This is a genomic window from Pseudomonas chlororaphis subsp. piscium (genome assembly GCF_003850345.1).
Taxonomy (GTDB): domain Bacteria; phylum Pseudomonadota; class Gammaproteobacteria; order Pseudomonadales; family Pseudomonadaceae; genus Aquipseudomonas; species Aquipseudomonas piscium.
In genome coordinates this window covers 5,148,870-5,172,872 of sequence record NZ_CP027707.1, presented here as the reverse complement: position 1 = coordinate 5,172,872, position 24,003 = coordinate 5,148,870, and the positions used below count along the sequence as shown (strand labels likewise).

At 56.0% G+C, this 24,003-nt stretch carries 19 protein-coding genes and 2 pseudogenes; 18 read left to right on the top strand and 3 right to left on the bottom strand.

The window, feature by feature from the left end; translation table 11 throughout:
* Window position 1: 1 nt before the first annotated feature.
* Together ubiG and C4K38_RS23140 are read right to left on the bottom strand one after the other, a co-directional pair.
* Window positions 2-700 (bottom strand): bifunctional 2-polyprenyl-6-hydroxyphenol methylase/3-demethylubiquinol 3-O-methyltransferase UbiG, encoded by a 699-nt coding sequence (gene ubiG, locus C4K38_RS23145; RefSeq protein WP_007932212.1) that lies wholly within the window; start codon window positions 698-700, stop codon window positions 2-4.
* Window positions 701-764: 64 nt separating this feature from the next.
* Complete coding sequence (locus C4K38_RS23140) at window positions 765-2,096, bottom strand: TRZ/ATZ family hydrolase (RefSeq protein ID WP_053280359.1); 1,332 nt, start codon at window positions 2,094-2,096, stop codon at window positions 765-767.
* A gap of 108 nt (window positions 2,097-2,204) precedes the next feature.
* Between C4K38_RS23140 and mtnA the strand changes: the two are divergent.
* From mtnA to C4K38_RS23085, 11 genes and pseudogenes are all read left to right on the top strand, one after another.
* Window positions 2,205-3,280, top strand: a pseudogene (gene mtnA, locus C4K38_RS23135) (S-methyl-5-thioribose-1-phosphate isomerase).
* A 355-nt stretch (window positions 3,281-3,635) separates the two neighbouring features.
* Window positions 3,636-6,305 carry a DNA gyrase subunit A gene (gyrA, locus tag C4K38_RS23130; protein WP_009050168.1) on the top strand — a complete coding sequence of 890 codons (2,670 nt, stop codon included), beginning with the start codon at window positions 3,636-3,638 and terminating at the stop codon, window positions 6,303-6,305.
* Window positions 6,306-6,369: 64 nt separating this feature from the next.
* Window positions 6,370-7,455, top strand: a complete 1,086-nt coding sequence (serC, locus tag C4K38_RS23125; protein WP_053280553.1) for a 3-phosphoserine/phosphohydroxythreonine transaminase — start codon at window positions 6,370-6,372, stop codon at window positions 7,453-7,455.
* Window positions 7,455-8,549 carry a prephenate dehydratase gene (gene pheA / locus C4K38_RS23120; protein ID WP_053280357.1) on the top strand — a complete coding sequence of 365 codons (1,095 nt, stop codon included), beginning with the start codon at window positions 7,455-7,457 and terminating at the stop codon, window positions 8,547-8,549. Before serC ends, pheA begins: the two co-directional genes overlap by 1 nt.
* Before the next feature lie 10 nt (window positions 8,550-8,559).
* Window positions 8,560-9,672 carry a histidinol-phosphate transaminase gene (gene hisC, locus C4K38_RS23115; protein WP_053280356.1) on the top strand — a complete coding sequence of 371 codons (1,113 nt, stop codon included), beginning with the start codon at window positions 8,560-8,562 and terminating at the stop codon, window positions 9,670-9,672.
* Window positions 9,673-9,700: 28 nt separating this feature from the next.
* The gene (locus C4K38_RS23110; protein ID WP_053280355.1) at window positions 9,701-11,908 is read left to right on the top strand and encodes a bifunctional prephenate dehydrogenase/3-phosphoshikimate 1-carboxyvinyltransferase; all 2,208 of its coding nucleotides are present in this window, start codon (window positions 9,701-9,703) and stop codon (window positions 11,906-11,908) included.
* On the top strand, window positions 11,905-12,594 hold the full coding sequence (gene cmk / locus C4K38_RS23105; RefSeq protein WP_053280354.1) for a (d)CMP kinase: 690 nt from the start codon (window positions 11,905-11,907) through the stop codon (window positions 12,592-12,594). The genes C4K38_RS23110 and cmk overlap by 4 nt, the downstream gene beginning before the upstream one ends.
* Before the next feature lie 121 nt (window positions 12,595-12,715).
* A complete protein-coding gene (gene rpsA / locus C4K38_RS23100) occupies window positions 12,716-14,410 on the top strand; it encodes a 30S ribosomal protein S1 (protein WP_007931318.1) in 1,695 nt (564 codons plus the stop codon).
* A gap of 203 nt (window positions 14,411-14,613) precedes the next feature.
* Window positions 14,614-14,895, top strand: a complete 282-nt coding sequence (locus C4K38_RS23095) for a hypothetical protein (RefSeq protein ID WP_053280353.1) — start codon at window positions 14,614-14,616, stop codon at window positions 14,893-14,895.
* Window positions 14,896-15,076: 181 nt separating this feature from the next.
* Window positions 15,077-15,225 (top strand): annotated as a pseudogene (locus C4K38_RS32995) (HU family DNA-binding protein); the annotation flags it as partial.
* Between the two features lie 217 nt (window positions 15,226-15,442).
* A complete protein-coding gene (locus tag C4K38_RS23085; RefSeq protein WP_164487022.1) occupies window positions 15,443-16,480 on the top strand; it encodes an LPS O-antigen chain length determinant protein WzzB in 1,038 nt (345 codons plus the stop codon).
* A 137-nt stretch (window positions 16,481-16,617) separates the two neighbouring features.
* Here the strand turns inward: C4K38_RS23085 and C4K38_RS32990 are convergent, their stop codons facing one another.
* Window positions 16,618-16,989, bottom strand: coding sequence for an ATP-binding protein (locus tag C4K38_RS32990; RefSeq protein ID WP_414860359.1), 372 nt, complete (start codon window positions 16,987-16,989; stop codon window positions 16,618-16,620).
* A gap of 809 nt (window positions 16,990-17,798) precedes the next feature.
* On the opposite strand from C4K38_RS32990, the gene ihfB reads away from it, so the two are divergent.
* The 7 genes from ihfB to wecB all read left to right on the top strand — a co-directional run bounded on the left by ihfB (window position 17,799) and on the right by wecB (window position 23,961).
* Window positions 17,799-18,089 (top strand): integration host factor subunit beta, encoded by a 291-nt coding sequence (gene ihfB / locus C4K38_RS23080; RefSeq protein ID WP_017131501.1) that lies wholly within the window; start codon window positions 17,799-17,801, stop codon window positions 18,087-18,089.
* A gap of 24 nt (window positions 18,090-18,113) precedes the next feature.
* Window positions 18,114-18,353, top strand: coding sequence for a LapA family protein (locus C4K38_RS23075; protein WP_053280351.1), 240 nt, complete (start codon window positions 18,114-18,116; stop codon window positions 18,351-18,353).
* A 247-nt stretch (window positions 18,354-18,600) separates the two neighbouring features.
* Window positions 18,601-19,677, top strand: coding sequence for a dTDP-glucose 4,6-dehydratase (gene rfbB, locus C4K38_RS23070; RefSeq protein ID WP_172833169.1), 1,077 nt, complete (start codon window positions 18,601-18,603; stop codon window positions 19,675-19,677).
* A complete protein-coding gene (gene rfbD / locus C4K38_RS23065) occupies window positions 19,674-20,567 on the top strand; it encodes a dTDP-4-dehydrorhamnose reductase (RefSeq protein WP_053280349.1) in 894 nt (297 codons plus the stop codon). The genes rfbB and rfbD overlap by 4 nt, the downstream gene beginning before the upstream one ends.
* Window positions 20,567-21,466 carry a glucose-1-phosphate thymidylyltransferase RfbA gene (gene rfbA, locus C4K38_RS23060; RefSeq protein WP_053280552.1) on the top strand — a complete coding sequence of 300 codons (900 nt, stop codon included), beginning with the start codon at window positions 20,567-20,569 and terminating at the stop codon, window positions 21,464-21,466. Before rfbD ends, rfbA begins: the two co-directional genes overlap by 1 nt.
* A gap of 591 nt (window positions 21,467-22,057) precedes the next feature.
* Window positions 22,058-22,618, top strand: coding sequence for a transcription termination/antitermination NusG family protein (locus tag C4K38_RS23055; protein WP_414860358.1), 561 nt, complete (start codon window positions 22,058-22,060; stop codon window positions 22,616-22,618).
* 200 nt (window positions 22,619-22,818) lie between these two features.
* Window positions 22,819-23,961: a non-hydrolyzing UDP-N-acetylglucosamine 2-epimerase gene (gene wecB, locus C4K38_RS23050; protein WP_053280348.1), complete on the top strand. Its 1,143-nt coding sequence runs from the start codon at window positions 22,819-22,821 to the stop codon at window positions 23,959-23,961.
* Window positions 23,962-24,003 lie beyond the last annotated feature (42 nt).

Here is a 24,003-nt window from a genome sequence, read left to right as displayed (position 1 = left end):
CTTATTCCTCTCGCAGGGTCTGGATCATGTAGTTGACGTCGACGTCGGCGGCCAGCTTGTAGTGCTTGGTCAGCGGGTTGTAGGTCAGGCCGATGATGTCCTTGACGGTCAGGCCGGCGTCGCGGCTCCAGGCGCCCAGTTCGGAAGGACGGATGAATTTCTTGAAGTCATGGGTGCCGCGCGGCAGCAGCTTCATGATGTATTCGGCGCCGATGATGGCGAACAGGTAGGCCTTCGGATTGCGGTTGATGGTGGAGAAGAACACCTGGCCACCGGGCTTGACCATGCGGAAGCAGGCGCGGATCACCGAGGACGGATCCGGTACGTGCTCGAGCATTTCCAGGCAGGTGACGACGTCGAACTGCTCGGGCATTTCCTCGGCCAGGGCTTCGGCGGTGATCTGCCGGTATTCGACGTTCACCCCGGATTCCAGTTGATGCAGCTGTGCCACCGCCAACGGGGCCTCGCCCATGTCGATGCCCGTTACCGTGGCGCCACGCTGGGCCATGGCTTCGCTGAGGATGCCGCCGCCGCAACCGACGTCGAGGACTTTCTTGCCGGCCAGGTTGACGCGCTCGTCAATCCAGTTGACCCGCAGCGGGTTGATATCGTGCAGCGGTTTGAATTCGCTCTCGCGATCCCACCAGCGATGGGCGAGGGCTTCGAATTTGGCGATTTCGGCGTGGTCGACGTTACTCATGGGTAATCCTCTGAATCTGGAAAATGCTTGCTATCGGTCTCGAGCCGGGGCTCGAGGGTTCCTGCTATTCGGTATGGCCGCTGATGCGCCGGCCCCAGGCTGTTGCCGTGGCGTGCAGCTGTTGTTCGTCCAGGCGCGTCAGGCGCCGGTCGTCGAGCAATTGCTTGCCGGCGACCCAAAGGTGTTTCACGCAATCGCGGCCGGTGGCATATATAAGCTGCGAAACCGGGTCGTAGATCGGTTGCTGCGCCAGGCCGGACAAGTCAAAGGCCACCAGGTCCGCGGCCTTGCCGAGTTCCAGCGAGCCGATCTCGCTCTCCAGGCCCAGGGCCCGCGCGCCGTTGAGGGTGGCCATGCGCAGCGCCTGGTGGGCATTCAGGGCGGTGGCCGAACCCGCCACGGCCTTGGCCAGCAGTGCGGCGGTGCGGGTTTCGCCGAGCAGGTCCAGGTCGTTGTTGCTGGCGGCCCCATCGGTGCCTACTGCAACATTGACGCCAGCCTGCCACAGCCGCTCCACCGGGCAGAAGCCGCTGGCCAGTTTCAGGTTCGACTCCGGGCAATGAATGACATTGCTGTTGGTTTCTACCAGCAAAGCCAGGTCGTCATCGCTGATTTGGGTCATGTGTACGGCCTGGAAGCGCGGTCCGAGCAGTCCCAGTCGCGCCAGGCGGGCCAGGGGCCGTTCGCCGTGCCGGGCGACGGCCTGTTCCACCTCGAAGGCGGTTTCATGGACATGCATATGGATAGAGGCATCGAGTTCTTCGGCAATGATCCGGATCTTCTCCAGGTTTTCGTCGCCGACCGTATAGGGCGCGTGGGGGCCGAAGGTGATCTTGATGCGCGGATGATGCTTGAGGTCGCTGAACAGCTCGACGCCCTGGCGGATGGCCTCGTCGGCGCTGTGGGCGCCCGGGATCGGAAAATCGAGGACCGGAATGGCGATCTGCGCCCGAATGCCGCTGTTGTGCACGCGCTCGCTGGCCACCTTCGGGAAGAAGTACATGTCGGAAAAACAGCTGATGCCGCCTTTGAGCTGTTCGGCGATAGCCAGGTCGGTACCGTCGCGGACGAAGGCTTCATCGACCCATTTGGCTTCGGCGGGCCAGATGTGGTTTTCCAGCCAGGTCATCAGCGGCAGGTCGTCGGCCAGGCCACGGAACAGGGTCATTGCTGCGTGGCCATGAGCATTGATCAGGCCGGGGCTGAGCAGCAGGCCGGGCAGTTCGCGGACCTCGGCAGCCTGTAGCTTCAAGGCGTTGGCGCGCGGGCCGATGAACACGATGCGCCCGTCGCGGATACCCAGGCCGTGCTCCTTGAGCACCACGCCGGCCGGTTCAACAGGCACCAGCCAGGTCGGCAACAGGAGTAGGTCGAGCGCAACGACAGGGTTCGGCATCGAAGATCGGTTCCAGGGCGTTTGTAGAGGATGGCGAAGTATACCCGAGCGTCTTCGCCGGGGGATCGCTATAATCGGCGGCTTTTGTTCATGAGTGCGGGGTGAGGGATGCGCGACCGACTGTTGGCTGCGGAGAAGGTGAAGGCCATCGATTGGCGGGATGACGCCCTGTATCTGCTCGATCAGCGTATTTTGCCCTTCGAAGAAAGCTGGATCGCCTACACCAGTGCGGCCGGCGTCGCGCAGGCCATTCGCGAAATGGTGGTGCGTGGTGCGCCGGCGATCGGCATCAGCGCCGCCTATGGCGTGGTCCTGGCGGCGCGCGCGCGTTTTGCCGCTGGTGGCGACTGGCAGGCGGCGATGGAGGAAGACTTCGCACTGCTCGCCGATTCGCGCCCGACCGCGGTCAACCTGTTCTGGGCGCTGAACCGCATGCGTGAACGCTTGGAGCGCCTCAAGGGCCACGCCGACCCGTTGGCGCTGCTGGAAGCGGAAGCCCTGGCCATTCATGAAAGCGATCGCGAAGCCAACCTGACCATGGCCCAACTGGGTGTTGACCTGATTCGCAGGCATCAGGGCAACGCCCAGGCCATCCTGACCCATTGCAACACCGGCGCCCTGGCGACCGGTGGTTTCGGTACGGCCCTGGGGTGATCCGTGGGGCCTTTATCGAGGGTATGGTCGAGCGGGTGTATGCCAATGAGACCCGTCCCTGGCTGCAGGGCTCGCGGCTGACTGCCTGGGAGCTGGCCAACGAAGGCATCCCGGTGACCTTGAATGCTGACTCCGCTGCTGCGCACATCATGAAAACCAAGGGTGTGACCTGGGTGATCGTCGGCGCCGACCGCATTACCGCCAACGGTGACGTGGCGAACAAGATCGGCACCTATCAGCTGGCGGTCAATGCGATGCACCACGGTGTGCGCTTCATGGTGGTCGCGCCGAGTTCGACTATCGACATGGCCCTGGCCAGCGGCGATGACATTCCGATCGAGGAGCGTGATGGCAAGGAGCTGCTCGAGGTCGGCGGCAAGCGGGTAGGGGCGGATGTGGAGGCCTACAACCCGGTATTCGACGTCACCCCGGCGGACCTGATCGACGCCATCGTCACCGAGAAAGGCATAGTCGAGCGTCCCGATACCGCGAAAATGACCCAATTGATGTGCCGCAAGCGCCTGCACTGAGGTCATTTTGCAAGAGGTTTCGCTGACGGCTGCCGTGGGGTGGTCGTCAGTCCGGGAAAAAATCCGCATTTATCCGCGAAATCGGCCTCTGAGCTTCTCTCGTCTCTTATCAGCCTGTCACCGGTCAACTAACTATGCTCCATGCGCATCAGGGGGATAGGTGCGTGGCGGCGATTGTGATAACATCCGGCGGTTTCCAAGGTGGTCCGAAGTGACTGCCTTCACTGCGCAAATCCATGGCATAACTTGTTGATTTGTCGTAAGTCGGTGCATGGCACTAGGCCTGCAGCGGCGAGCTTCGTTCGTCCCATATGGATGTGACGAAGTTTCACCAGAAAAAGGAATCAGGCTTCTCATGGGCGAACTGGCCAAAGAAATCCTCCCGGTCAATATCGAAGACGAGCTGAAACAGTCCTATCTCGACTACGCGATGAGCGTAATCGTCGGGCGGGCACTGCCTGATGCGCGCGATGGCTTGAAGCCCGTGCACCGGCGTGTGCTGTACGCGATGAGCGAGCTCGGTAACGACTGGAACAAGCCGTACAAGAAATCTGCCCGTGTTGTCGGTGACGTGATCGGTAAGTATCACCCGCACGGTGATACCGCGGTGTACGACACCATCGTTCGTATGGCCCAACCATTCTCCCTGCGCTACCTGCTGGTAGACGGCCAGGGTAACTTCGGTTCGGTCGACGGCGACAACGCGGCGGCCATGCGATACACCGAAGTGCGCATGACCAAGCTGGCGCACGAGCTGCTGGCCGACCTGCACAAGGAAACCGTGGACTGGGTGCCGAACTACGACGGTACCGAACTGATCCCCGCGGTCATGCCGACCAAGATCCCCAACCTGCTGGTCAACGGTTCCAGCGGTATCGCCGTGGGCATGGCGACCAATATTCCGCCGCACAACCTCGGTGAAGTCATCGACGGTTGCCTGGCGCTGATCGACAACCCGGAGCTGACCGTCGATGAGCTGATGCAGCACATCCCGGGCCCGGACTTCCCGACCGCGGCGATCATCAACGGTCGCGAAGGTATCATCGAAGCCTACCGTACCGGTCGCGGGCGCATTTACATGCGTGCCCGCTCGATCATCGAGGACATCGACAAGGTCGGTGGTCGCCAGCAGATCGTCATCACCGAGCTGCCTTACCAGCTGAACAAGGCACGTCTGATCGAGAAGATCGCCGAGCTGGTCAAGGAGAAAAAACTCGAAGGCATCACCGAACTGCGCGACGAGTCCGACAAGGACGGTATGCGCGTGGTGATCGAGCTGCGTCGTGGCGAAGTGCCGGAGGTGATCCTCAACAACCTCTACGCCCAGACCCAGCTGCAGAGCGTGTTCGGTATCAACATCGTTGCGCTGATCGACGGTCGTCCGCGGATCCTCAACCTGAAGGACCTGCTGGAAGCCTTCGTGCGCCACCGTCGTGAAGTGGTGACCCGCCGCACCGTGTTCGAACTGCGCAAAGCCCGTGAACGTGGTCACATTCTCGAAGGCCAGGCCGTTGCCCTGTCGAACATCGACCCGGTCATCGCCCTGATCAAGGCTTCGCCGACCCCGTCGGAAGCCAAGGAAGCGCTGGTCAGCACGCCTTGGGAATCCAGCGCGGTGATGACCATGGTCGAGCGCGCCGGTGCGGATTCCTGCCGTCCGGAGAACCTCGATCCGCAATACGGTCTGCGCGACGGCAAGTACTTCCTGTCGCCAGAGCAGGCACAGGCCATTCTGGAACTGCGTCTGCACCGCCTGACCGGCCTCGAGCATGAAAAACTGCTGGCCGAGTACCAGGAGATCCTCAACCAGATCGGCGAGCTGATCCGCATCCTCAACAGCGCCACGCGCCTGATGGAAGTGATCCGCGAAGAACTGGAAGTGATTCGCGCCGAATACGGCGATGTGCGTCGCACCGAGATCCTCGATGCCCGTCTCGACCTGACCCTGGGCGACATGATTCCGGAAGAAGAACGCGTCGTGACCATTTCCCACGGCGGTTATGCCAAGACCCAGCCGCTGGCTGCGTACCAGGCCCAGCGTCGTGGCGGTAAAGGCAAGTCGGCGACCGGCGTCAAGGATGAGGACTACATCGCTCACCTGCTGGTGGCCAACAGTCACACCACGCTGTTGCTGTTCTCCAGCAAGGGTAAGGTCTACTGGCTGAAAACCTACGAAATTCCAGAAGCTTCCCGTGCCGCCCGCGGCCGTCCGCTGGTCAACCTGCTGCCGCTGGATGACGGTGAGTACATCACCACCATGCTGCCGGTCGAGGAATACACCGAAGGTCACTACATCTTCATGGCAACCGCCAACGGCACCGTGAAGAAGACCCCGCTGGAATCCTTCAGCCGTCAGCGCAGCGTCGGTCTGATCGCGCTGGAACTGGACGAGGGCGATGTACTGATTTCCGCCGCGATCACCGATGGCGAGCGCGAAGTCATGCTGTTCTCCGATGGTGGCAAGGTGACTCGCTTCAAGGAGTCCGACGTTCGTGCCATGGGCCGTACCGCCCGCGGTGTGCGCGGCATGCGCCTGCCGGAAGGGCAGAAGCTGATCTCCATGCTGATCCCGGAAGAAGGCAGCCAGATCCTCACCGCTTCGGCGCGTGGTTATGGCAAGCGTACGGCGATCACCGAGTTCCCTGAGTACAAGCGTGGCGGTCAGGGCGTTATCGCCATGGTCAGCAACGAGCGTAACGGCCGTCTGGTCGGCGCGGTTCAGGTGCTCGACGGCGAGGAAATCATGCTGATTTCCGACCAGGGCACCCTGGTGCGCACCCGGGTCGACGAAGTGTCCAGCCTGGGCCGTAACACCCAGGGCGTGACCTTGATCAAGCTGGCCAACGACGAAACGCTGGTAGGCCTGGAGCGGGTTCAGGAGCCGTCTGAAGTCGAAGGCGACGAATTGGAAGACGAAGATGGCGAGGTGCTCGAGGGCGCCGTGCTGGATGCGGCGACCGACTCGGATGATGCCGTCGAAGGCCAGCAGGCTGACGCCGCAGGCGAAGAAGAGTCGCAAGACTAAATAAATCGTAGCAGGGCAGAGTGTTTGCTCTGTCCGCTACCGTGAATGCATAGCGAGAGTGGATGTGAGCAAACGAGCCTATAACTTCTGCGCAGGTCCCGCTGCGCTACCTGAAGCTGTCCTGTTGCGTGCCCAGGCCGAATTGCTGGATTGGCATGGCAAGGGCCTGTCGGTCATGGAGATGAGCCATCGCAGCGATGAGTTTGTCTCCATTGCCACCAAGGCCGAGCAGGATCTGCGTGATCTGCTGAATATCCCCTCGAACTATAAAGTGCTGTTTCTGCAAGGCGGCGCCAGCCAGCAATTTGCTCAGATTCCACTGAACCTGCTGCCGGAAAATGGCACTGCCGACTACATCGACACCGGTATCTGGTCGCAGAAGGCCATTGAAGAAGCCTCGCGCTACGGCCATGTCAATGTGGCTGCTACCGCCAAGCCTTACGATTACTTCGCCATTCCTGGTCAGAACGAATGGCAGCTGTCGAACGACGCGGCCTACGTGCATTACGCGCCGAACGAAACCATCGGCGGCCTGGAATTCCAGTGGATCCCGGAAACCGGTGACGTTCCGCTGGTGGCTGACATGTCTTCCGACATCCTCTCGCGCCCTGTGGATATCTCCCGTTTCGGCATGATCTATGCCGGTGCGCAGAAAAACATCGGCCCGAGCGGCATCCTGGTCAATATCGTTCGCGAGGACCTGCTGGGTCGCGCGCGCGCGCTGTGCCCGACCATGCTCGACTACAAGGTCGCGGCGGACAACGGCTCGATGTACAACACTCCGCCGACCTTGGCCTGGTACCTGTCCGGCCTGGTGTTCGAGTGGCTCAAGGAGCAGGGTGGGGTGGAAGCCATCGCCAAGCTCAATGACGTCAAGCAGCGCACCCTGTATGACTTCATCGATGCCAGCGGCCTGTACAGCAACCCGATCAACAAGTCGGACCGCTCGTGGATGAACGTGCCGTTCCGCCTGGCCGATGACCGTCTGGACAAGCCATTCCTGGCCGGTGCCGACGCGCGTGGCCTGTTGAACCTCAAGGGGCACCGTTCGGTGGGCGGCATGCGCGCCTCCATCTACAACGCCGTCGACATCAATGCGGTCAATGCGCTGGTGGCGTACATGGCAGAGTTCGAGAAGGAACACGGCTAATGTCTGAGCAAGAACTCAAGGCACTGCGCCTGCGCATTGACGCTCTGGACGAGAAAGTCCTGGAGTTGATCAGTGAGCGTGCGCGCTGCGCCCAGGAAGTCGCGCGAGTAAAGATGGCCTCGCTGGCCGAAGGCGAAGTGCCGGTGTTCTATCGTCCTGAGCGTGAAGCTCAGGTGCTCAAGCGGGTGATGGAGCGCAACCAGGGGCCGTTGGGTAACGAAGAGATGGCGCGGCTGTTCCGTGAAATCATGTCGTCCTGCCTGGCGCTCGAGCAGCCGCTGAAAGTGGCTTACCTTGGTCCGGAAGGCACCTTCACCCAGGCTGCGGCCATGAAGCACTTCGGTCACGCGGTAATCAGCAAGCCGATGGCGGCGATCGACGAAGTGTTCCGTGAAGTGGCGGCGGGTGCGGTGAACTTTGGCGTGGTGCCTGTGGAAAACTCCACCGAGGGTGCGGTCAACCATACCCTCGACAGTTTCCTGGAGCACGACATGGTGATCTGCGGCGAGGTCGAGCTGCGTATCCACCATCATCTGCTGGTCGGTGAAAACACCAAGACCGACAGCATCAGCCGCATCTACTCCCATGCTCAGTCCCTGGCGCAGTGCCGCAAGTGGCTGGATGCCCATTATCCGAATGTCGAGCGGGTTGCGGTTTCCAGCAACGCCGAAGCGGCCAAGCGGGTCAAGGGCGAGTGGAACTCGGCGGCTATCGCCGGCGACATGGCGGCGAGCCTGTATGGCCTGACCCGCCTGGCCGAGAAAATCGAGGATCGCCCGGACAACTCCACGCGCTTCCTGATGATCGGCAACCAGGAAGTGCCGCCGACCGGCGACGACAAGACCTCGATTATCGTTTCCATGAGCAACAAGCCCGGCGCTCTACATGAGCTGCTGGTGCCCTTCCATGACAACGGCATCGATCTGACGCGTATCGAAACCCGGCCTTCGCGTAGCGGCAAGTGGACCTATGTGTTCTTCATCGACTTCGTCGGCCACCACCGCGATCCATTGATCAGGGGTGTGCTGGAAAAGATCAGTCAGGAAGCAGTGGCACTCAAGGTGCTGGGTTCCTACCCGAAAGCGGTTCTCTGAGGCTTTAACAATGAGTGGCGACTTCCTCGCTCTGGCGCAGCCAGGCGTGCAACAACTTTCGCCTTACGTTCCGGGCAAGCCCGTGGATGAACTGGCACGCGAGCTGGATATCGATCCGGCGAAAATCGTCAAGCTGGCGAGCAACGAAAACCCGCTGGGCGCCAGTCCCAAGGCGCTGGCGGCGATTCGCGAAGAGCTGGCCGAGCTGACCCGTTATCCGGATGGCAATGGTTTTGCGCTCAAGACCCTGCTGGCCGAGCGCTGCGGCGTCGAGCTGGCGCAGGTCACCCTGGGCAATGGTTCCAACGACATTCTGGAACTGGTCGCCCGTGCCTATCTGGCACCTGGCCTGAATGCGGTGTTCAGCGAGCACGCCTTTGCGGTCTATCCGATCGTTACCCAGGCCGTGGGTGCCGAAGCCCGTGTGGTTCCGGCCAAGGACTGGGGGCATGACCTGCCGGCCATGCTGCAGGCCATCGATGCCGATACCCGGGTGGTTTTTATCGCCAACCCGAACAATCCGACCGGTACCTGGTTCAGCGCCGAGGCACTGGACGAGTTCCTTCAGGACGTACCAGCGCATGTGCTGGTGGTGTTGGACGAGGCTTACATCGAATATGCCGAAGGCAGCGACCTGCCGGATGGCCTGGATTTCCTGGCGGCCTATCCGAACCTGCTGGTTTCGCGAACCTTTTCCAAGGCCTACGGCCTGGCGGCGCTGCGCGTGGGTTATGGCTTGTCGACTCCGACCGTTGCCAACGTGCTCAATCGCGTTCGCCAGCCATTCAACGTCAACAGTCTAGCCCTGGCAGCGGCGTGTGCGGCGCTGCAGGATGCCGATTACCTGGCCGAGAGCCGTCGCCTGAATGAGGCTGGCATGCAGCAGCTGGAAGCCGGCTTCCGGGAGCTGGGCCTGAGCTGGATCCTTTCCAGGGGCAACTTCATCGCCGTGGACGTCGGGCGGGTTGCTGCGCCGGTGTTCCAGGGCTTGTTGCGTGAAGGGGTGATCGTGCGTCCGGTGGCCAACTACGGCATGCCGAATCACCTGCGCGTGACCATCGGTCTGCCGGCTGAGAACAGCCGTTTCCTCGAGGCTTTGGCCAAGGTTCTGGCTCGTGGTTGATGTCATTCCAGTGCAACCTGCGGTGCCTATGATCGGTCGCCTGGTGGTGGTCGGTCTGGGGTTGATCGGCGGTTCCTTTGCCAAGGGCCTGCGTGCAAGTGGCGTATGCCGCGAGGTGGTCGGCGTCGATCTCGATCCGCAATCGCGCAAGCTGGCCGTTGAGCTGGGCGTGGTGGATCGCTGTGAAGAAGACCTGGCGCTGGCGTGCCAGGGTGCTGACGTGATCCAGCTGGCGGTACCGATCCTGGCCATGGAAAAGCTGCTGGCGATTCTGGCCGGCATGGATCTGGGGCAGGCGATCCTGACCGATGTTGGCAGCGCCAAGGGCAATGTGGTGCGAGCGGCGACCGAGGCTTTTGGCGGCATGCCGCCGCGCTTCGTCCCGGGGCATCCGATTGCCGGCTCCGAGCAGAGCGGGGTGGAAGCTTCCAATGAGCAGCTGTTCCGTCGCCACAAGGTGATTCTGACGCCGCTGGAACAGACCGACCCGGCAGCGCTGGCGGTGGTCGACAAACTTTGGCGAGAGTTGGGGGCCGATGTCGAGTACATGCAGGTCGAGCGCCACGATGAAGTGCTGGCGGCAACCAGCCACCTGCCGCATTTACTGGCGTTCGGTCTGGTCGATTCGTTGGCCAAGCGCAGTGAAAATCTGGACATCTTCCGCTACGCTGCGGGCGGTTTCCGTGATTTCACGAGAATCGCCGGCAGCGATCCGGTCATGTGGCACGACATCTTTCTCGCCAATCGCGAAGCTGTCCTGCGCACACTCGATACATTTCGCAACGACCTCGACGCCCTGCGCGACGCGGTCGATGCAGGGGATGGGCACCAGTTGTTGGGCGTATTCACTCGCGCCCGGGTTGCTCGCGAGCATTTCAGTAAAATCCTGGCCCGTCGGGCCTATGTGGACGCTATGAACTCCAATAACCTGATTTTCCTGGCAAATCCTGGTGGCCGCCTGACTGGGCGGATTCGTGTACCGGGCGACAAGTCGATTTCTCACCGTTCGATCATGCTCGGCTCTCTGGCCGAAGGTACTACCGAAGTCGAAGGCTTCCTCGAGGGTGAAGACGCCCTGGCGACGCTGCAGGCTTTCCGTGACATGGGCGTGGTGATCGAAGGCCCGCACCATGGTCGTGTGACCATCCATGGCGTTGGCCTGCATGGCCTGAAGCCGGCTCCGGGGCCGATCTACCTGGGCAACTCCGGCACCTCGATGCGTCTGCTGTCCGGCCTGCTGGCTGCGCAGAGTTTCGATAGTGTGCTGACGGGCGATGCCTCGCTGTCCAAGCGTCCGATGAATCGCGTAGCCAATCCGCTGCGTGAGATGGGAGCAGTGATTGAAACCGCCGCGGAAGGGCGTCCGCCGATGACCATCCGTGGTGGTCACAAGCTCAAGGGCCTGACTTACACCATGCCAATGGCCAGTGCCCAGGTTAAGTCCTGCCTGCTGTTGGCTGGCCTGTACGCCGAGGGCAAGACTACGGTGACCGAGCCTGCGCCAACCCGCGATCACACCGAGCGCATGCTGCGAGGTTTCGGTTACTCGGTAGCGGTCGAAGGCGCCACGGCCTCGGTCGAGTCTGGTGGCAAGCTGCAGGCGACCCATATCGAGGTGCCTGCGGATATCTCCTCGGCGGCCTTCTTCCTGGTGGCTGCGTCCATCGCCGAAGGTTCCGAGCTGGTGCTCGAGCACGTTGGCATCAACCCGACTCGCACCGGGGTAATCGATATCCTGCGCCTGATGGGGGCTGATATCAGCCTGGAAAACCAGCGTGAAGTCGGCGGCGAGCCGGTGGCGGACCTGCGTGTTCGCGCAGCGAAGCTCAAAGGTATCGAGATTCCCGAAGAGCTGGTCCCGCTGGCGATCGACGAATTCCCGGTGCTGTTCGTTGCCGCGGCCTGTGCCGAAGGGCGTACCGTGCTGCGTGGTGCCGAAGAGCTGCGGGTCAAGGAGTCCGACCGCATTCAAGTGATGGCTGACGGTTTGCTGGCCCTGGGCGTCAAGTGCGAACCGACTCCGGACGGTATCATCATTGACGGCAGCCAGATTGGCGGTGGCGAAGTGCACGGGCATGGCGACCACCGTATCGCCATGGCCTTCAGCGTCGCTTCATTGCGCGCCAATGCGCCAATCCGCATCCATGACTGCGCCAACGTTGCCACGTCCTTCCCGAACTTCCTCGCGTTGTGCGCGCAGGTCGGTATTCGCGTTGCGCAAGAGGCTCAGTCGTGAACATCAAGGCGCCAGTCATCACCATCGATGGGCCAAGTGGCTCGGGCAAGGGCACTATTGCCGGGATTCTGGCCAAGCGCCTGGGGTGGTGTCTGCTGGATTCCGGCGCCTTGTATCGCCTGCTGGCTTTTGCCGCACGCAATCATGGTGTCGACCTGACCAACGAGGAGTCGCTGAAGCTGTTGGCGGCTCATCTGGATGTGCAGTTCGTCGGAGCGACCGAAGGTCATCCGCAGCGAATCATTCTGGAAGGTGATGACGTCACCGATGATTTGCGCAACGAGCAGGTTGGCGCCTGGGCCTCCCAGGTTGCGGCGCTGCCGGCCGTGCGAGATGCACTGTTGCAGCGTCAGCGGGCTTTTCAGGAGCCGCCGGGGCTGGTGGCCGATGGGCGCGACATGGGGACAGTGGTATTTCCCGATGCGCCCCTGAAGATATTCCTCACTGCAAGTGCCGAGGAGCGTGCGCGTCGCCGTTACTTGCAGTTGAAGGGAAAAGTCGATGGTGTTAGTCTGTCGAGTCTGCTAGATGAGATTCGTGCGCGCGATGAGCGTGACACCCAGCGAGCAGTCGCCCCGCTCAAACCGGCGGTTGACGCTGTACAGCTGGATTCCACGGAGTTGTCCATCGAGCAGGTGCTGGAACGCATCCTGAGCGAAATCGCCATTCGCGATATCGCCGGGTGACCAAGGAGGAGCGCAGGGGACCAGTCATAGTCCTGCGGTCCTTCTTTAATATGAACGTAACCCACATTGTCTGGGATGTGGCAGATGGGCGTATTCTTCGCCCTTATCAACAGGAATTAAAATGAGCGAAAGCTTTGCGGAACTCTTTGAAGAAAGCCTAAAAACCCTGAACCTTCAGGCAGGCTCCATCATCACCGGTGTTATCGTCGACATCGACTACCAAGCGCGTTGGGTAACCGTTCACGCTGGTCTGAAGTCTGAAGCGCTGATCCCGCTTGAGCAGTTCTACAACGATGCTGGCGAACTGTCCATCAATGTTGGTGATGAAGTTCACGTTGCTCTGGATTCGGTTGAAGACGGCTTTGGCGAAACCAAGCTGTCCCGTGAAAAAGCCAAGCGCGCTGAATGCTGGATCGTTCTGGAAGCAGCCTTCGCAGCCGAAGAAGTGGTCAAGGGCGTTATCAACGGTAAGGTTAAAGGCGGCTTCACTGTCGACGTTAACGGCATCCGTGCGTTCCTGCCAGGTTCTCTGGTTGACGTCCGTCCAGTGCGCGACACCACGCACTTGGAAGGCAAAGAGCTCGAGTTTAAAGTCATCAAACTCGACCAGAAGCGCAACAACGTTGTCGTTTCCCGCCGTAGCGTCCTCGAAGCCGAGAACTCCGCTGAGCGTGAAGCTCTGCTGGAATCCCTGCAGGAAGGTCAGCAAGTCAAAGGTATCGTCAAAAACCTCACCGATTACGGCGCATTCGTCGATCTGGGTGGCGTCGATGGCCTGCTGCACATTACCGACATGGCTTGGAAGCGCATCAAGCATCCTTCCGAAATCGTCAACGTTGGCGACGAGATCGATGTCAAGGTTCTGAAGTACGATCGCGAGCGCAATCGTGTTTCCCTGGGCCTGAAGCAACTGGGCGAAGATCCATGGGTTGCTATCAAAGCCCGTTACCCAGAAAGCACTCGCGTTACCGCTCGTGTAACCAACCTGACCGACTACGGCTGCTTCGCTGAGCTGGAAGAAGGCGTTGAAGGTCTGGTGCACGTTTCGGAAATGGACTGGACCAACAAGAACATCCATCCTTCGAAAGTCGTACAAGTCGGCGACGAAGTGGAAGTTATGGTTCTGGACATCGACGAAGAGCGTCGTCGTATCTCCCTGGGTATCAAGCAGTGCAAATCTAACCCATGGGAAGATTTCTCTGGCCAGTTCAACAAGGGCGATAAAATCTCCGGCACCATCAAGTCGATCACCGATTTCGGTATCTTCATTGGTCTGGACGGTGGCATCGACGGTCTGGTTCACCTGTCCGACATCTCCTGGAACGAAGTGGGCGAAGAAGCCGTACGTCGCTTCAAGAAGGGCGACGAGCTGGACACCGTTATCCTGTCGGTTGACCCAGAGCGTGAGCGCATCTCCCTGGGTATCAAGCAACTGGAAAGCGATCCGTTCTCCGAGTACGTTCAAGAGAACGACAAGGGTGCAATCGTTAAGGGTGTTGTAAAAGAAGTTGACGCCAAAGGCGCCATCATCACCCTGGCCAACGATATCGAAGCTACTCTGAAAGCCTCCGAAATCAGCCGTGACCGCATCGAAGATGCTCGTAACGTCCTGAAAGAAGGCGAAGAAGTAGAAGCCAAGATCATCAGCGTTGACCGTAAGAGCCGTGTAATCCAGCTCTCGATCAAGTCGAAAGACGTTGAAGACGAGAAAGAAGCTATCCAGAGCCTGCGCGACAAGCCAGCTGCTTCGGATATCGCTGCTGGTCCTACCACTCTGGGCGACCTGCTGCGTGCACAGATGGAAAAGCAGAACTAAGTTCTGTCAGACCATAGAAAAAGGGCGACTTCGGTCGCCCTTTTTTGTGTCTGCGATTTGGGGCTTGGCCTGTATCCATCAAGAGAGGGAAACCAACAAGGTCAATTGGGTGTCTGTTTTCTTAAGCGGATCAATAACCTATTCAGGGCTAGGCTTACCTGGGCTGAATGAAGGTAAGGCATTTGCCCGGCATAAGGAAGTAGATGAAAGATCTCATCGTGTTTTTCGCGGTTTTAGTTTTGGTGGGCTGTACGACCAATTCAAAGGTCCATGCGGTCCGTGGTGTCAGCGGCATCGAGATTGATTGCTCCGGTCTTGGGGCTGGATGGGACAAGTGCTACAAGCGCGCTGAGCGTGAATGCAAGGGGGGTGGCTATAAGGTCATTACTAGGTCGAGTGATGCCAAGGATGAAGAGGGGGATTATCCCTTTGGCTGGAATCCTGCGGGTTACCTCACTCGTACCATGCTTGTCATATGCCGCTAGTAGGATGACGTGGTGGGAGGTCAAATTGTCGCGGGGTTTTTGTTCTACTTGCTGCTGAATGCCGTCGTTTGTGGTGTTTTCGCAAGGTGGAGACAAGTCAATGCTTGGGCTGTTCAAAATTCTTCGTGCATGCTAAGTCTTTGAAGGGATTGTATAACTTATTGAAACATAGGGAGAAAATATACAGAAGCCGGAGTTGATCGAACGAATTGTCACCCATCAAGGGTTGCCCTCATCCAGGGAGCGGGAATTGGCCATCAAGGCTACACTTGGGTAAATGGCCGGTGCCTGGCAATCAGTAATCGGATCGAGATTTTTGTGTGGGGGAGTAATGTTAATGGTCGCACTTATATATTTACCTGTTGTACTTGAAAAAGCAGTAGATGGCTGAGCTTTTATTTGGCTTATGATTGATTAGGTTTTAAGTGGTGGCTGCATGGTGATAGCATTAAGTTGGGTTTATTTTGCGTGGGAGGGAGGTGTCTGGAGTATTTGTTGTTAATGAGGTGGGTGGGGAAAATCTATAATTAAAATGGAACTAATCGTTATGTCGAGTAATTCTAGTTCGCCTGTGACTGATGATGAGGTGGATCTGCGGGTACTGTTTGGTACTCTATGGTTGCAGAAGTGGCTGATTGTGAGTGTTACGATTTTCGTAACTTTGATTGCTTTGTGTTATGCCTTTCTTGTTAAGCCAATATATGAGTCAAAGATTTATGTGGCTCCGCCAACTCAAAGTGAGATTTCGAATTTTAATTATGGTCGAATTAATGAGATGGGGTTGTCTGCTTTTTCTGTAAAAGATATTTACTCTGTATTTCTCATTAATTTACAGTCTGAGTCTCGGCTACAGGCTTTTTTTAATGAGGTGTACTTGCCGGGATTGGATGGTGGGGAGCGGGAGCGCTCAGAAGAGGCGTTGTATGCTGATCTCGTTAAGATGCTGACAGTGGCGGTGTCCAGTCGCGGGTCTGACCGCTATCAGGTCGCTATTCAAGGTACTGATCCGGATAAGATAGCGCTTTGGTTGAGGGAGTATGTGGTTGGAGCGGCTAAGTCTGCCAAGGTGGAAATAATAAAAAATATTACTCGAGAGGCTGAGGTGCGTGCTCGAGATGTCAGGCAGCAAATTTCAGTGTTGCGTGAAAGTGCTGAGAAAAAGCGAGAGGATTCTATTGCTCAGTTGCGCGAAGCTCTTATTGTTGCAGAGAAAATAGGGCTTGAGGTCTCACCTGCTATGACGGGCGGGATTCTACTTGAAATGCAAAAAGAAGGAGTGGGGCAGGAGCTCTATATGCGAGGTGCTAAGGCGCTAAGGGCTGAGATTGGTAACCTTGAGAAGCGAGCATCTCAAGATCCATTTACAGATTCCTTGAGAGAGCACGAGGCTCGCTATAACTTTTACATGTCGCTAATGGAGTTCAGCCCTAGCGATGTTGAGGTATATCGAATGGATGGCGTTATAAAGCCGGCTGCTAGACCCATTAAGCCTCAAAAAACGATGATCATATTGATAGGTTTTCTTTTGGGGGGCATTGCAGGTTTTGGTATTGCATCGTTGCGGATTTTATTTCGGAAAGTATGAGTCGGATGGAGAAGGTCTTAAGGAGTTCTAGATGCTTGGCTGATGGCTGAAATATTACGGATATATGTCTTCTGATATAGTGCAAGTCCTTATGATTCAAGCTAGATACAGTAGCATATTGCACTCAGGTAGCTTGCTCAATTTACCTTCCCTTGTGAGCGGTCTGGAAAAGGTAGTACATAAAGTAACATGGGGTTACCTTCGGCTAATTTTAGTTGTATGTTACTCCAGCTAAGCACTGGTAAAGTATGACTGTGCAGCTGGCAGTTCATTTGTGTATCAATCAAACTGCTGTGTTGTCGGCGATAGTGCTCGTTGCCCGTTTCGGCAGTGTGGCAGTGGTTTATCAGGCAATCCAGTAACGCAATAGTCATCTTGACATTCCCAAACGTGTTCAACCATTTCGAGAGGTTGAGGTTGGTGGTAGTCGCATGCTGGTGTGCTTGTACAGTTTGATATAACAGAACAAGCACCACCGGTTTGGCTGAAGGGTAGCTATCCCGGTTCATTGGGTATGAGCAAGTCGATTCAAGGCAGTCCTTGAACGATGCGGCCAGTCGGCCAGCAATTTTTCTCGCTCCAACACGATGACCAGGTCGACTGGGTATTATGGGCGCGCACGTTTGTTGGATGTGTGTTGATTTTAGGCCCTGCCAGGCGGCGACCAGGCGTGCCTTGCCTGCTCCATCCCACCGATGAACACAGATGTCCTGTGCGGCACCTTATCCAGATTGGCCAATTCTCTGGTCGGGTGGGCATCTGTGTTAGAGGTGCTGAAATCGAAGTTTGCAAAGCCCCAATGGATGGCGCGTTTGGTCGTTTTCATTTGGTGGTTCGCTGAGGGGCTGGCACGATCTGCATGTTCCTGTTGGAAAGATGTTCGAGCAGTCATTTTGACAGGGGGGAATGTCTCTCCTTGGGAGGTCAGCTTGGCCATACCATGCAGGTGATAGGCGGTAACTTCAGCTGTAAATCGGTCAGATGAAGGGAGAGCTGCGTTGATGTAAAGCCAAGCCACGACACTCGGGATGTGATCCGCGCTCAGGCTTCCTGATCCGAGTGCTAGCTCTGTAGTCTCCAGCGCGGAATCGAGTCGGTAACGAGAGCGGTAGCGGATACCTGAGTCAGTTTCGGTTAGCGGTAGCATATATGGGTGCAAGGTCAAAACTTATGACCTCGATAAATGTCGAGGTTCTGGCCTGTACAGGCTATCTCAAGCGTCGTGCAGATAAGTCAATGCATGGGCTGTTCAAAATCCTCCGAGCATGCTAAAACCTTTGAAGCGCTGATCTAGCTGCTTGAAAAAGAAGGGAAAAATATGACGAAGTCGGAGTTGATCGAACGAATTGTCACCCATCAAGGGCTGCTCTCATCCAAAGATGTCGAGTTGGCCATCAAGACCATGCTTGAGCAAATGTCCCAGTGCTTGGCTACCGGTGATCGCATCGAAATCCGTGGCTTTGGCAGTTTCTCATTGCACTATCGTGCTCCGCGTGTGGGACGCAATCCTAAGACCGGCCAGTCGGTCAGCCTCGACGGTAAATTTGTTCCCCACTTCAAACCGGGCAAAGAGCTCCGGGATCGGGTGAACGAGGAGGAAGAAATTTGATAGCGTCGGCTCAAGGAGTAATTCATGCGTAGCCTGAAGCGCGTACTTCTCTTGGTTGCTGTGCTTTTCCTGGTGTTGGCCGTTTTGGCTTTTATGCTTGAGAACCAGCAATCAGTTTCCTTGCTGTTCCTGGGCTGGGCCGGGCCGCAGTTGCCTGTATCGCTTGTCATCGTAGTTGCGTTGTTGATAGGGATGCTGATTGGGCCTGTGATCGGTTGGTTCGTCAGTCGCACCACAAGAGTGCAGTGCAAACGCTTGGTGTGATGGCTGCAAGGGGAGGGCGTATATCGAATTTCCACGCCTCGTTTATCTATATCCATTAGTAAATCCTTCTTTAAACTGTAAAATGCTGCATCTGTCTGAGAGATCGTAGGTTTCATAAGGGGTCTCGGTACTGGTACGGATGGATCACTCGTCAGAGGCTACGGCTGATGCGATAGCTTTTACATTCATGGATTAGACAGCGCTCAGTATGCAGCCTTGTCAGCAAACTCAAGGGTATGGTTTTCGCGTGAAAATTCTAGTTACCGGTGGCGCCGGGTTTATTGGCTCCGCAGTCATTCGTCATATCATTTTCAATACTGCTGACTCTGTAGTGAATCTCGATAAGCTTACTTACGCTGGTAACCTTGAGTCTGTAGCTGAAGCCGCTCAGAGTGAGCGCTATGTTTTCGAGCGTGTGGATATCTGCGATAGGGACCAGCTGGATCGAGTCCTGCGTGAGCATCGGCCTGACACGGTCATGCATCTTGCGGCTGAGTCCCACGTTGATCGTTCGATCTCAGGGCCCTCCGAGTTTATCCAGACCAACATCATTGGCACTTACACTTTACTGGAGGCTGCTCGCCACTATTGGAGGGGGCTGGATGATGAGCGCAAAGCCAATTTCCGCTTCCATCATATTTCTACCGACGAAGTCTACGGAGATCTTGAAGCCCCGGAAGGTCTCTTCATTGAAACTACGCCTTACCAGCCAAGCTCACCGTATTCAGCCAGTAAAGCCAGTTCCGATCACCTGGTTCGAGCCTGGAACCGTACTTACGGTTTGCCAACATTGATCACCAATTGTTCGAACAACTACGGCCCATATCATTTCCCTGAGAAGTTGATCCCGCTGATCATTCTCAATGCCCTGGAAGGCAAGCCGCTACCGGTGTACGGCAAAGGCAATCAGATTCGCGACTGGCTCTACGTCGAAGATCACGCCCGGGCACTTTACAAGGTGGCGACCGATGGCATGATCGGCGAGACGTACAACATCGGAGGCCATAATGAAAAGCAAAACATCGAAGTAGTGCATGCCCTCTGCGCCCTGCTCGATGAATTGTGTCCAGACTCCACGCATCGTCCACATGCAAGCTTGATTACCTATGTTCAGGATCGCCCTGGCCACGACCAGCGTTATGCCATCGATGCGAGTAAGATCCAGCGTGAGCTGGGTTGGGTACCCGAGGAAACCTTCGAAACTGGAATTCGTAAAACCGTCGAGTGGTACCTCAATAATACTGAGTGGGTCGCACACGTAAAAAGTGGCAGCTACCAGCAGTGGATCGACAAGAACTACAGCGACCGTTCGAGCCAGACATGAGAATTCTTCTACTCGGAAAGAATGGCCAGGTCGGCTGGGAGCTGCAGCGCTCCCTTGCTCCCCTTGGAGAACTGATAGCTCTTGACCGTCAAAGGATCAATGGGTTGTGTGGAGACTTGTCCGATCTTGGCTCACTACGAGCAACGATTCGTCAGGTCAAACCCGATGTTATTGTCAACGCTGCGGCTTACACTGCGGTAGATAAAGCCGAATCAGAGCCTGAGCTTGCAACTCGCGTAAATACACTGGCAAGCCAGGTCATGGCTGAAGAAGCATTGTCCCTTGATGCCTGGCTGATTCACTACTCCACCGACTACGTGTTCAGCGGCTGTGGACAAATGCCATGGCAAGAAGATGACTTAGTTGCACCAGTGAATCATTACGGCGCGAGTAAGCTCGCTGGCGAGCAGGCTATTGCGGCTTCGAACTGCAAGCACCTGATCTTTCGCACCAGTTGGGTCTACGGTGCACGCGGCAACAACTTTGCCAAGACCATGTTGAGGCTGGCCAAAGACCGCGAAACCCTTAGTGTCATTGCAGACCAGATCGGTGCGCCCACGGGGGCAGATCTGATTGCAGACGTAACAGCTTTAGCTATTCAGAAAATCGTCGAGCATCCTGAGTTAGGTGGTGTGTATCACTTGGCGGCTGCCGGCGAAGTTTCTTGGCACGGTTATGCTAGTTATGTAATCGAGTTTGCCCGCAGCCATGGCGAACAACTAGCGGTGACGGTAATCGATCCGATCGATACCGCGGCCTACCCAACCCCTGCATGCCGGCCATTGAATTCACGTCTGAATACTCAGAAGTTGCAAGACAATTTTTCTCTGCGCTTGCCGGATTGGCAAAGTGGCGTAATCCGAATGCTTATGGAAGTTCTGAAGAAATGATCAACACGATAAATCGCAAAGGCATCATTCTCGCCGGTGGTTCGGGTACGCGTTTGCACCCGTTGACCCTCGGCGTGTCCAAGCAGATGCTGCCGATCTACGACAAACCGATGATTTTTTATCCGCTGTCAGTGCTGATGCTTGCGGGCATGCGTGAAATTCTGATCATCTCCACTCCGGAAGACTTGCCATGCTTTCGCAAGCTGTTGGGTGATGGCAGTTTGTACGGTATCAAGCTGACTTACGCTGAACAGCCAAGTCCAGACGGTCTGGCGCAAGCTTTCATCATCGGCGAAGAGTTTATTGGCCAGGATTCTTGCTGTCTGATCCTGGGCGACAATATTTTCTACGGTCAGCACTTTTCGGACAATCTGCGTTCGGCCAGTGCTCAAGAACAGGGCGCCACCGTATTCGGCTATCACGTATCCGATCCTGAGCGTTTCGGTGTGGTCGAGTTCGATGCTTCAGGTCGAGCCTTGAGTATCGAAGAAAAACCTCTCAAGCCAAAATCCAATTATGCAGTGACTGGTTTGTACTTTTACGATAACCAAGTTGTTGAGATAGCGAAGAACATTAAACCATCCGCCCGGGGTGAGTTGGAAATAACCGACGTCAATCGTGCCTACTTGGAACACGGGGCTCTCAACGTCGAAATGCTAGGGCGCGGTTTCGCTTGGTTGGATACGGGGACCCATGATTCTCTGCTCGAAGCCAGTCACTTCGTGCATACGATTGAAAAACGTCAGGGGTTAAAAGTCGCCTGTCTTGAAGAGATTGCGTTTAATAACCGATGGATCACCGCCGAACACCTGGGCCTTCAGGCTGACCGGTTGAAAAAAACCGGCTATGGGCAGTATTTGCACAATCTCGCACAGGCGGCGCTTGGCTTGGGCCAATGAGGTGATGAAAAACCACAATAATTGAGAGTCTGACACTAATAAATGTAGCCTACGGTGCTATTTGACCTGATAGCACAAGGTTTGCTGTTTCGATGGTGTGGTCGAGCATCTTGACAGGTCGGTCAAACAAAAAGCATTAATGATGTTTTTGGTTGGTGGCCTGGGTTCTCTATGGTGTTAGTAGCGGTACTTTATCAGGGCTTTGCTATACGAGAGAGAATCCGCTGGGTGTTGCTGGCCGGCTTCAAGCTTGTCCAAGGGTATATTGGCCATTCTGCTCGAGATGAAATGTGCCCTTTCGCATCTATAAGGTTCTCCCTAGCTATTTGTGACAGCAGCCGACGCTCCCATCATGGAGTGACGGCCCTGGAGCTGAATAACCGATCATCGATTTTTGTAGTTCGGGCCGTTATGAGTAGAATGTCGAAGAAATCTGCAAGGTTACGATCGGAGAATGGTCCCTGCACCGGTGTCATTTTTTGCCCGTTGACGAGATGGGAGTTCAAGTCCCTGTGATGGCAAACGAGAATGAGCTCGGCCCCAGAGAAGGTACTTGGCTTTCATCGACCTTGCATGGGGGAGGCTGCTCCCATGGAGGCGACCATTTGTGATATGTGTATGGATCTGAACATTCATGATGCGACGAGCGACTCAAGCGCTCCTCGAGAACGGACCTGGTATCTGATTCAATGCAAGCCTCGCCAAGATGGACGTGCAGAGGAACACTTGATTCGCCAAGGTTATCAATGCTCCCGACCTACCTGCCGTAGTGAAAGATCGGTGCGCGGGCAGCGCCAGTGGCTGACCGAATCTCTTTTTCCTGGCTATCTATTTATCAACCTACCTGACAATGCAAATTGGGTCCCTTTACGCTCGACTCGAGGTGTTAGTAAGGTGGTTGGCTTTGGTGGTAGACCTTTACCAGTCAGTGATTCGCTCATCGTCGAACTTCAGTACCGCTCGGCAAAAGCTTTTACATTAACGTCAAACGTCGATGATAAACTGAGCAATTGTAGCGGTGCTTTTTCTGAGCTTGACGTCATTTTTTTGACGGATGACGTAAATAAACGCACACTGCTCTTCATCGATTTCGTTACTCGCCAGCAGATCTGCCTAAAAAACGGACGGGTGGCAGGCTCCACAAAGCGTTGATGCTCACATTTCAAAGAATGTTGATAGCGCTTGACATAGCGGTACATATCGTTCTCAAGAAGCTGACGTCAAATCTTGGGGCGGTAGCGTGTTTGAGATCCTTCAGGTGCTGGTGCGGTCGATTTTATAAAAGTTATCAGCGGCAAACTAAGCTCGTTAGCATGAACTAATTTAAATTTTTCATAAGCGTTGGTAAAAAAATGTCTTTAAAAGTACTTTCTGTGTTCGGAACTAGGCCAGAAGCAATAAAGATGGCTCCTCTCGCGCTAGCGCTTGCAGAGGACGGACGTTTTGAGTCGAAAGTTTGCGTCACCGCTCAGCACCGGCAGATGCTTGATCAAGTATTAGACTTGTTTGCCCTGACACCTGAATATGATCTGAACATAATGCAGCCGGGGCAGGATTTGAATACGGTGACAATCGCGATTCTGCAGGGTATGAAAAACGTCTTCGAAGATTTCAAGCCTGATATTGTTTTGGTTCACGGCGATACTGCCACAACCTTTGCAACTGCTTTGGCCGCCTATTACCAGCAAATTCCAGTTGCTCATGTTGAAGCTGGTTTGAGAACTGGAAATCTCTATTCTCCGTGGCCAGAAGAGGGTAATCGCAAACTGACCGGTGCATTGGCTGCATTACATTTTGCCCCGACAGAGAATTCAGAGAATAATCTTCTCAAGGAAGGAGTCCATCCAGAAAGCGTGTATGTAACTGGTAATACGGTTATTGATGCCTTGCTCGATGTGGTCAAAAAACTCGAAGAGTCGAGTTCTTTGAGAACTGGTCTGGAAGAGCAGTTTTCGTTCATTCGAAGCGGAAAAAAGGTGATCCTAGTGACTGGGCATCGCCGAGAAAGTTTCGGAGGCGGATTTGAACGTATCTGTCATGCGCTGCTGGATACGGCTAAAGCATTTCCTGACGTGGAAATTGTTTATCCCGTGCATCTGAATCCCAATGTTAGAGAACCGATCAACCGGTTATTGTCAGGCCTCGACAATATTCACCTGATTGAGCCGCTAGACTATTTGCCGTTCGTTTATTTGATGAACCGGTCTTTTATCATTCTGACGGACTCCGGTGGAATTCAGGAAGAAGCCCCATCGCTTGGAAAGCCGGTACTTGTCATGCGAGAGACAACTGAGCGTCCCGAAGCGGTTGAGGCAGGCACCGTGAAACTGGTTGGCACTGAGGCACGTGCAATCGCTCAGCATCTGGAGTTGTTGCTTTCAGATACCGCAGCTTACGAAAGCATGAGCTTTGCCCATAATCCATACGGGGATGGCAAAGCTTGCCAGCGTATAATTGAAGTGTTGGCTAATTTTTCCGGCGCTGTAAAACACTAATATCACGGAATCGGGAAATTTTAACTCCCAGGAATTGAAGGG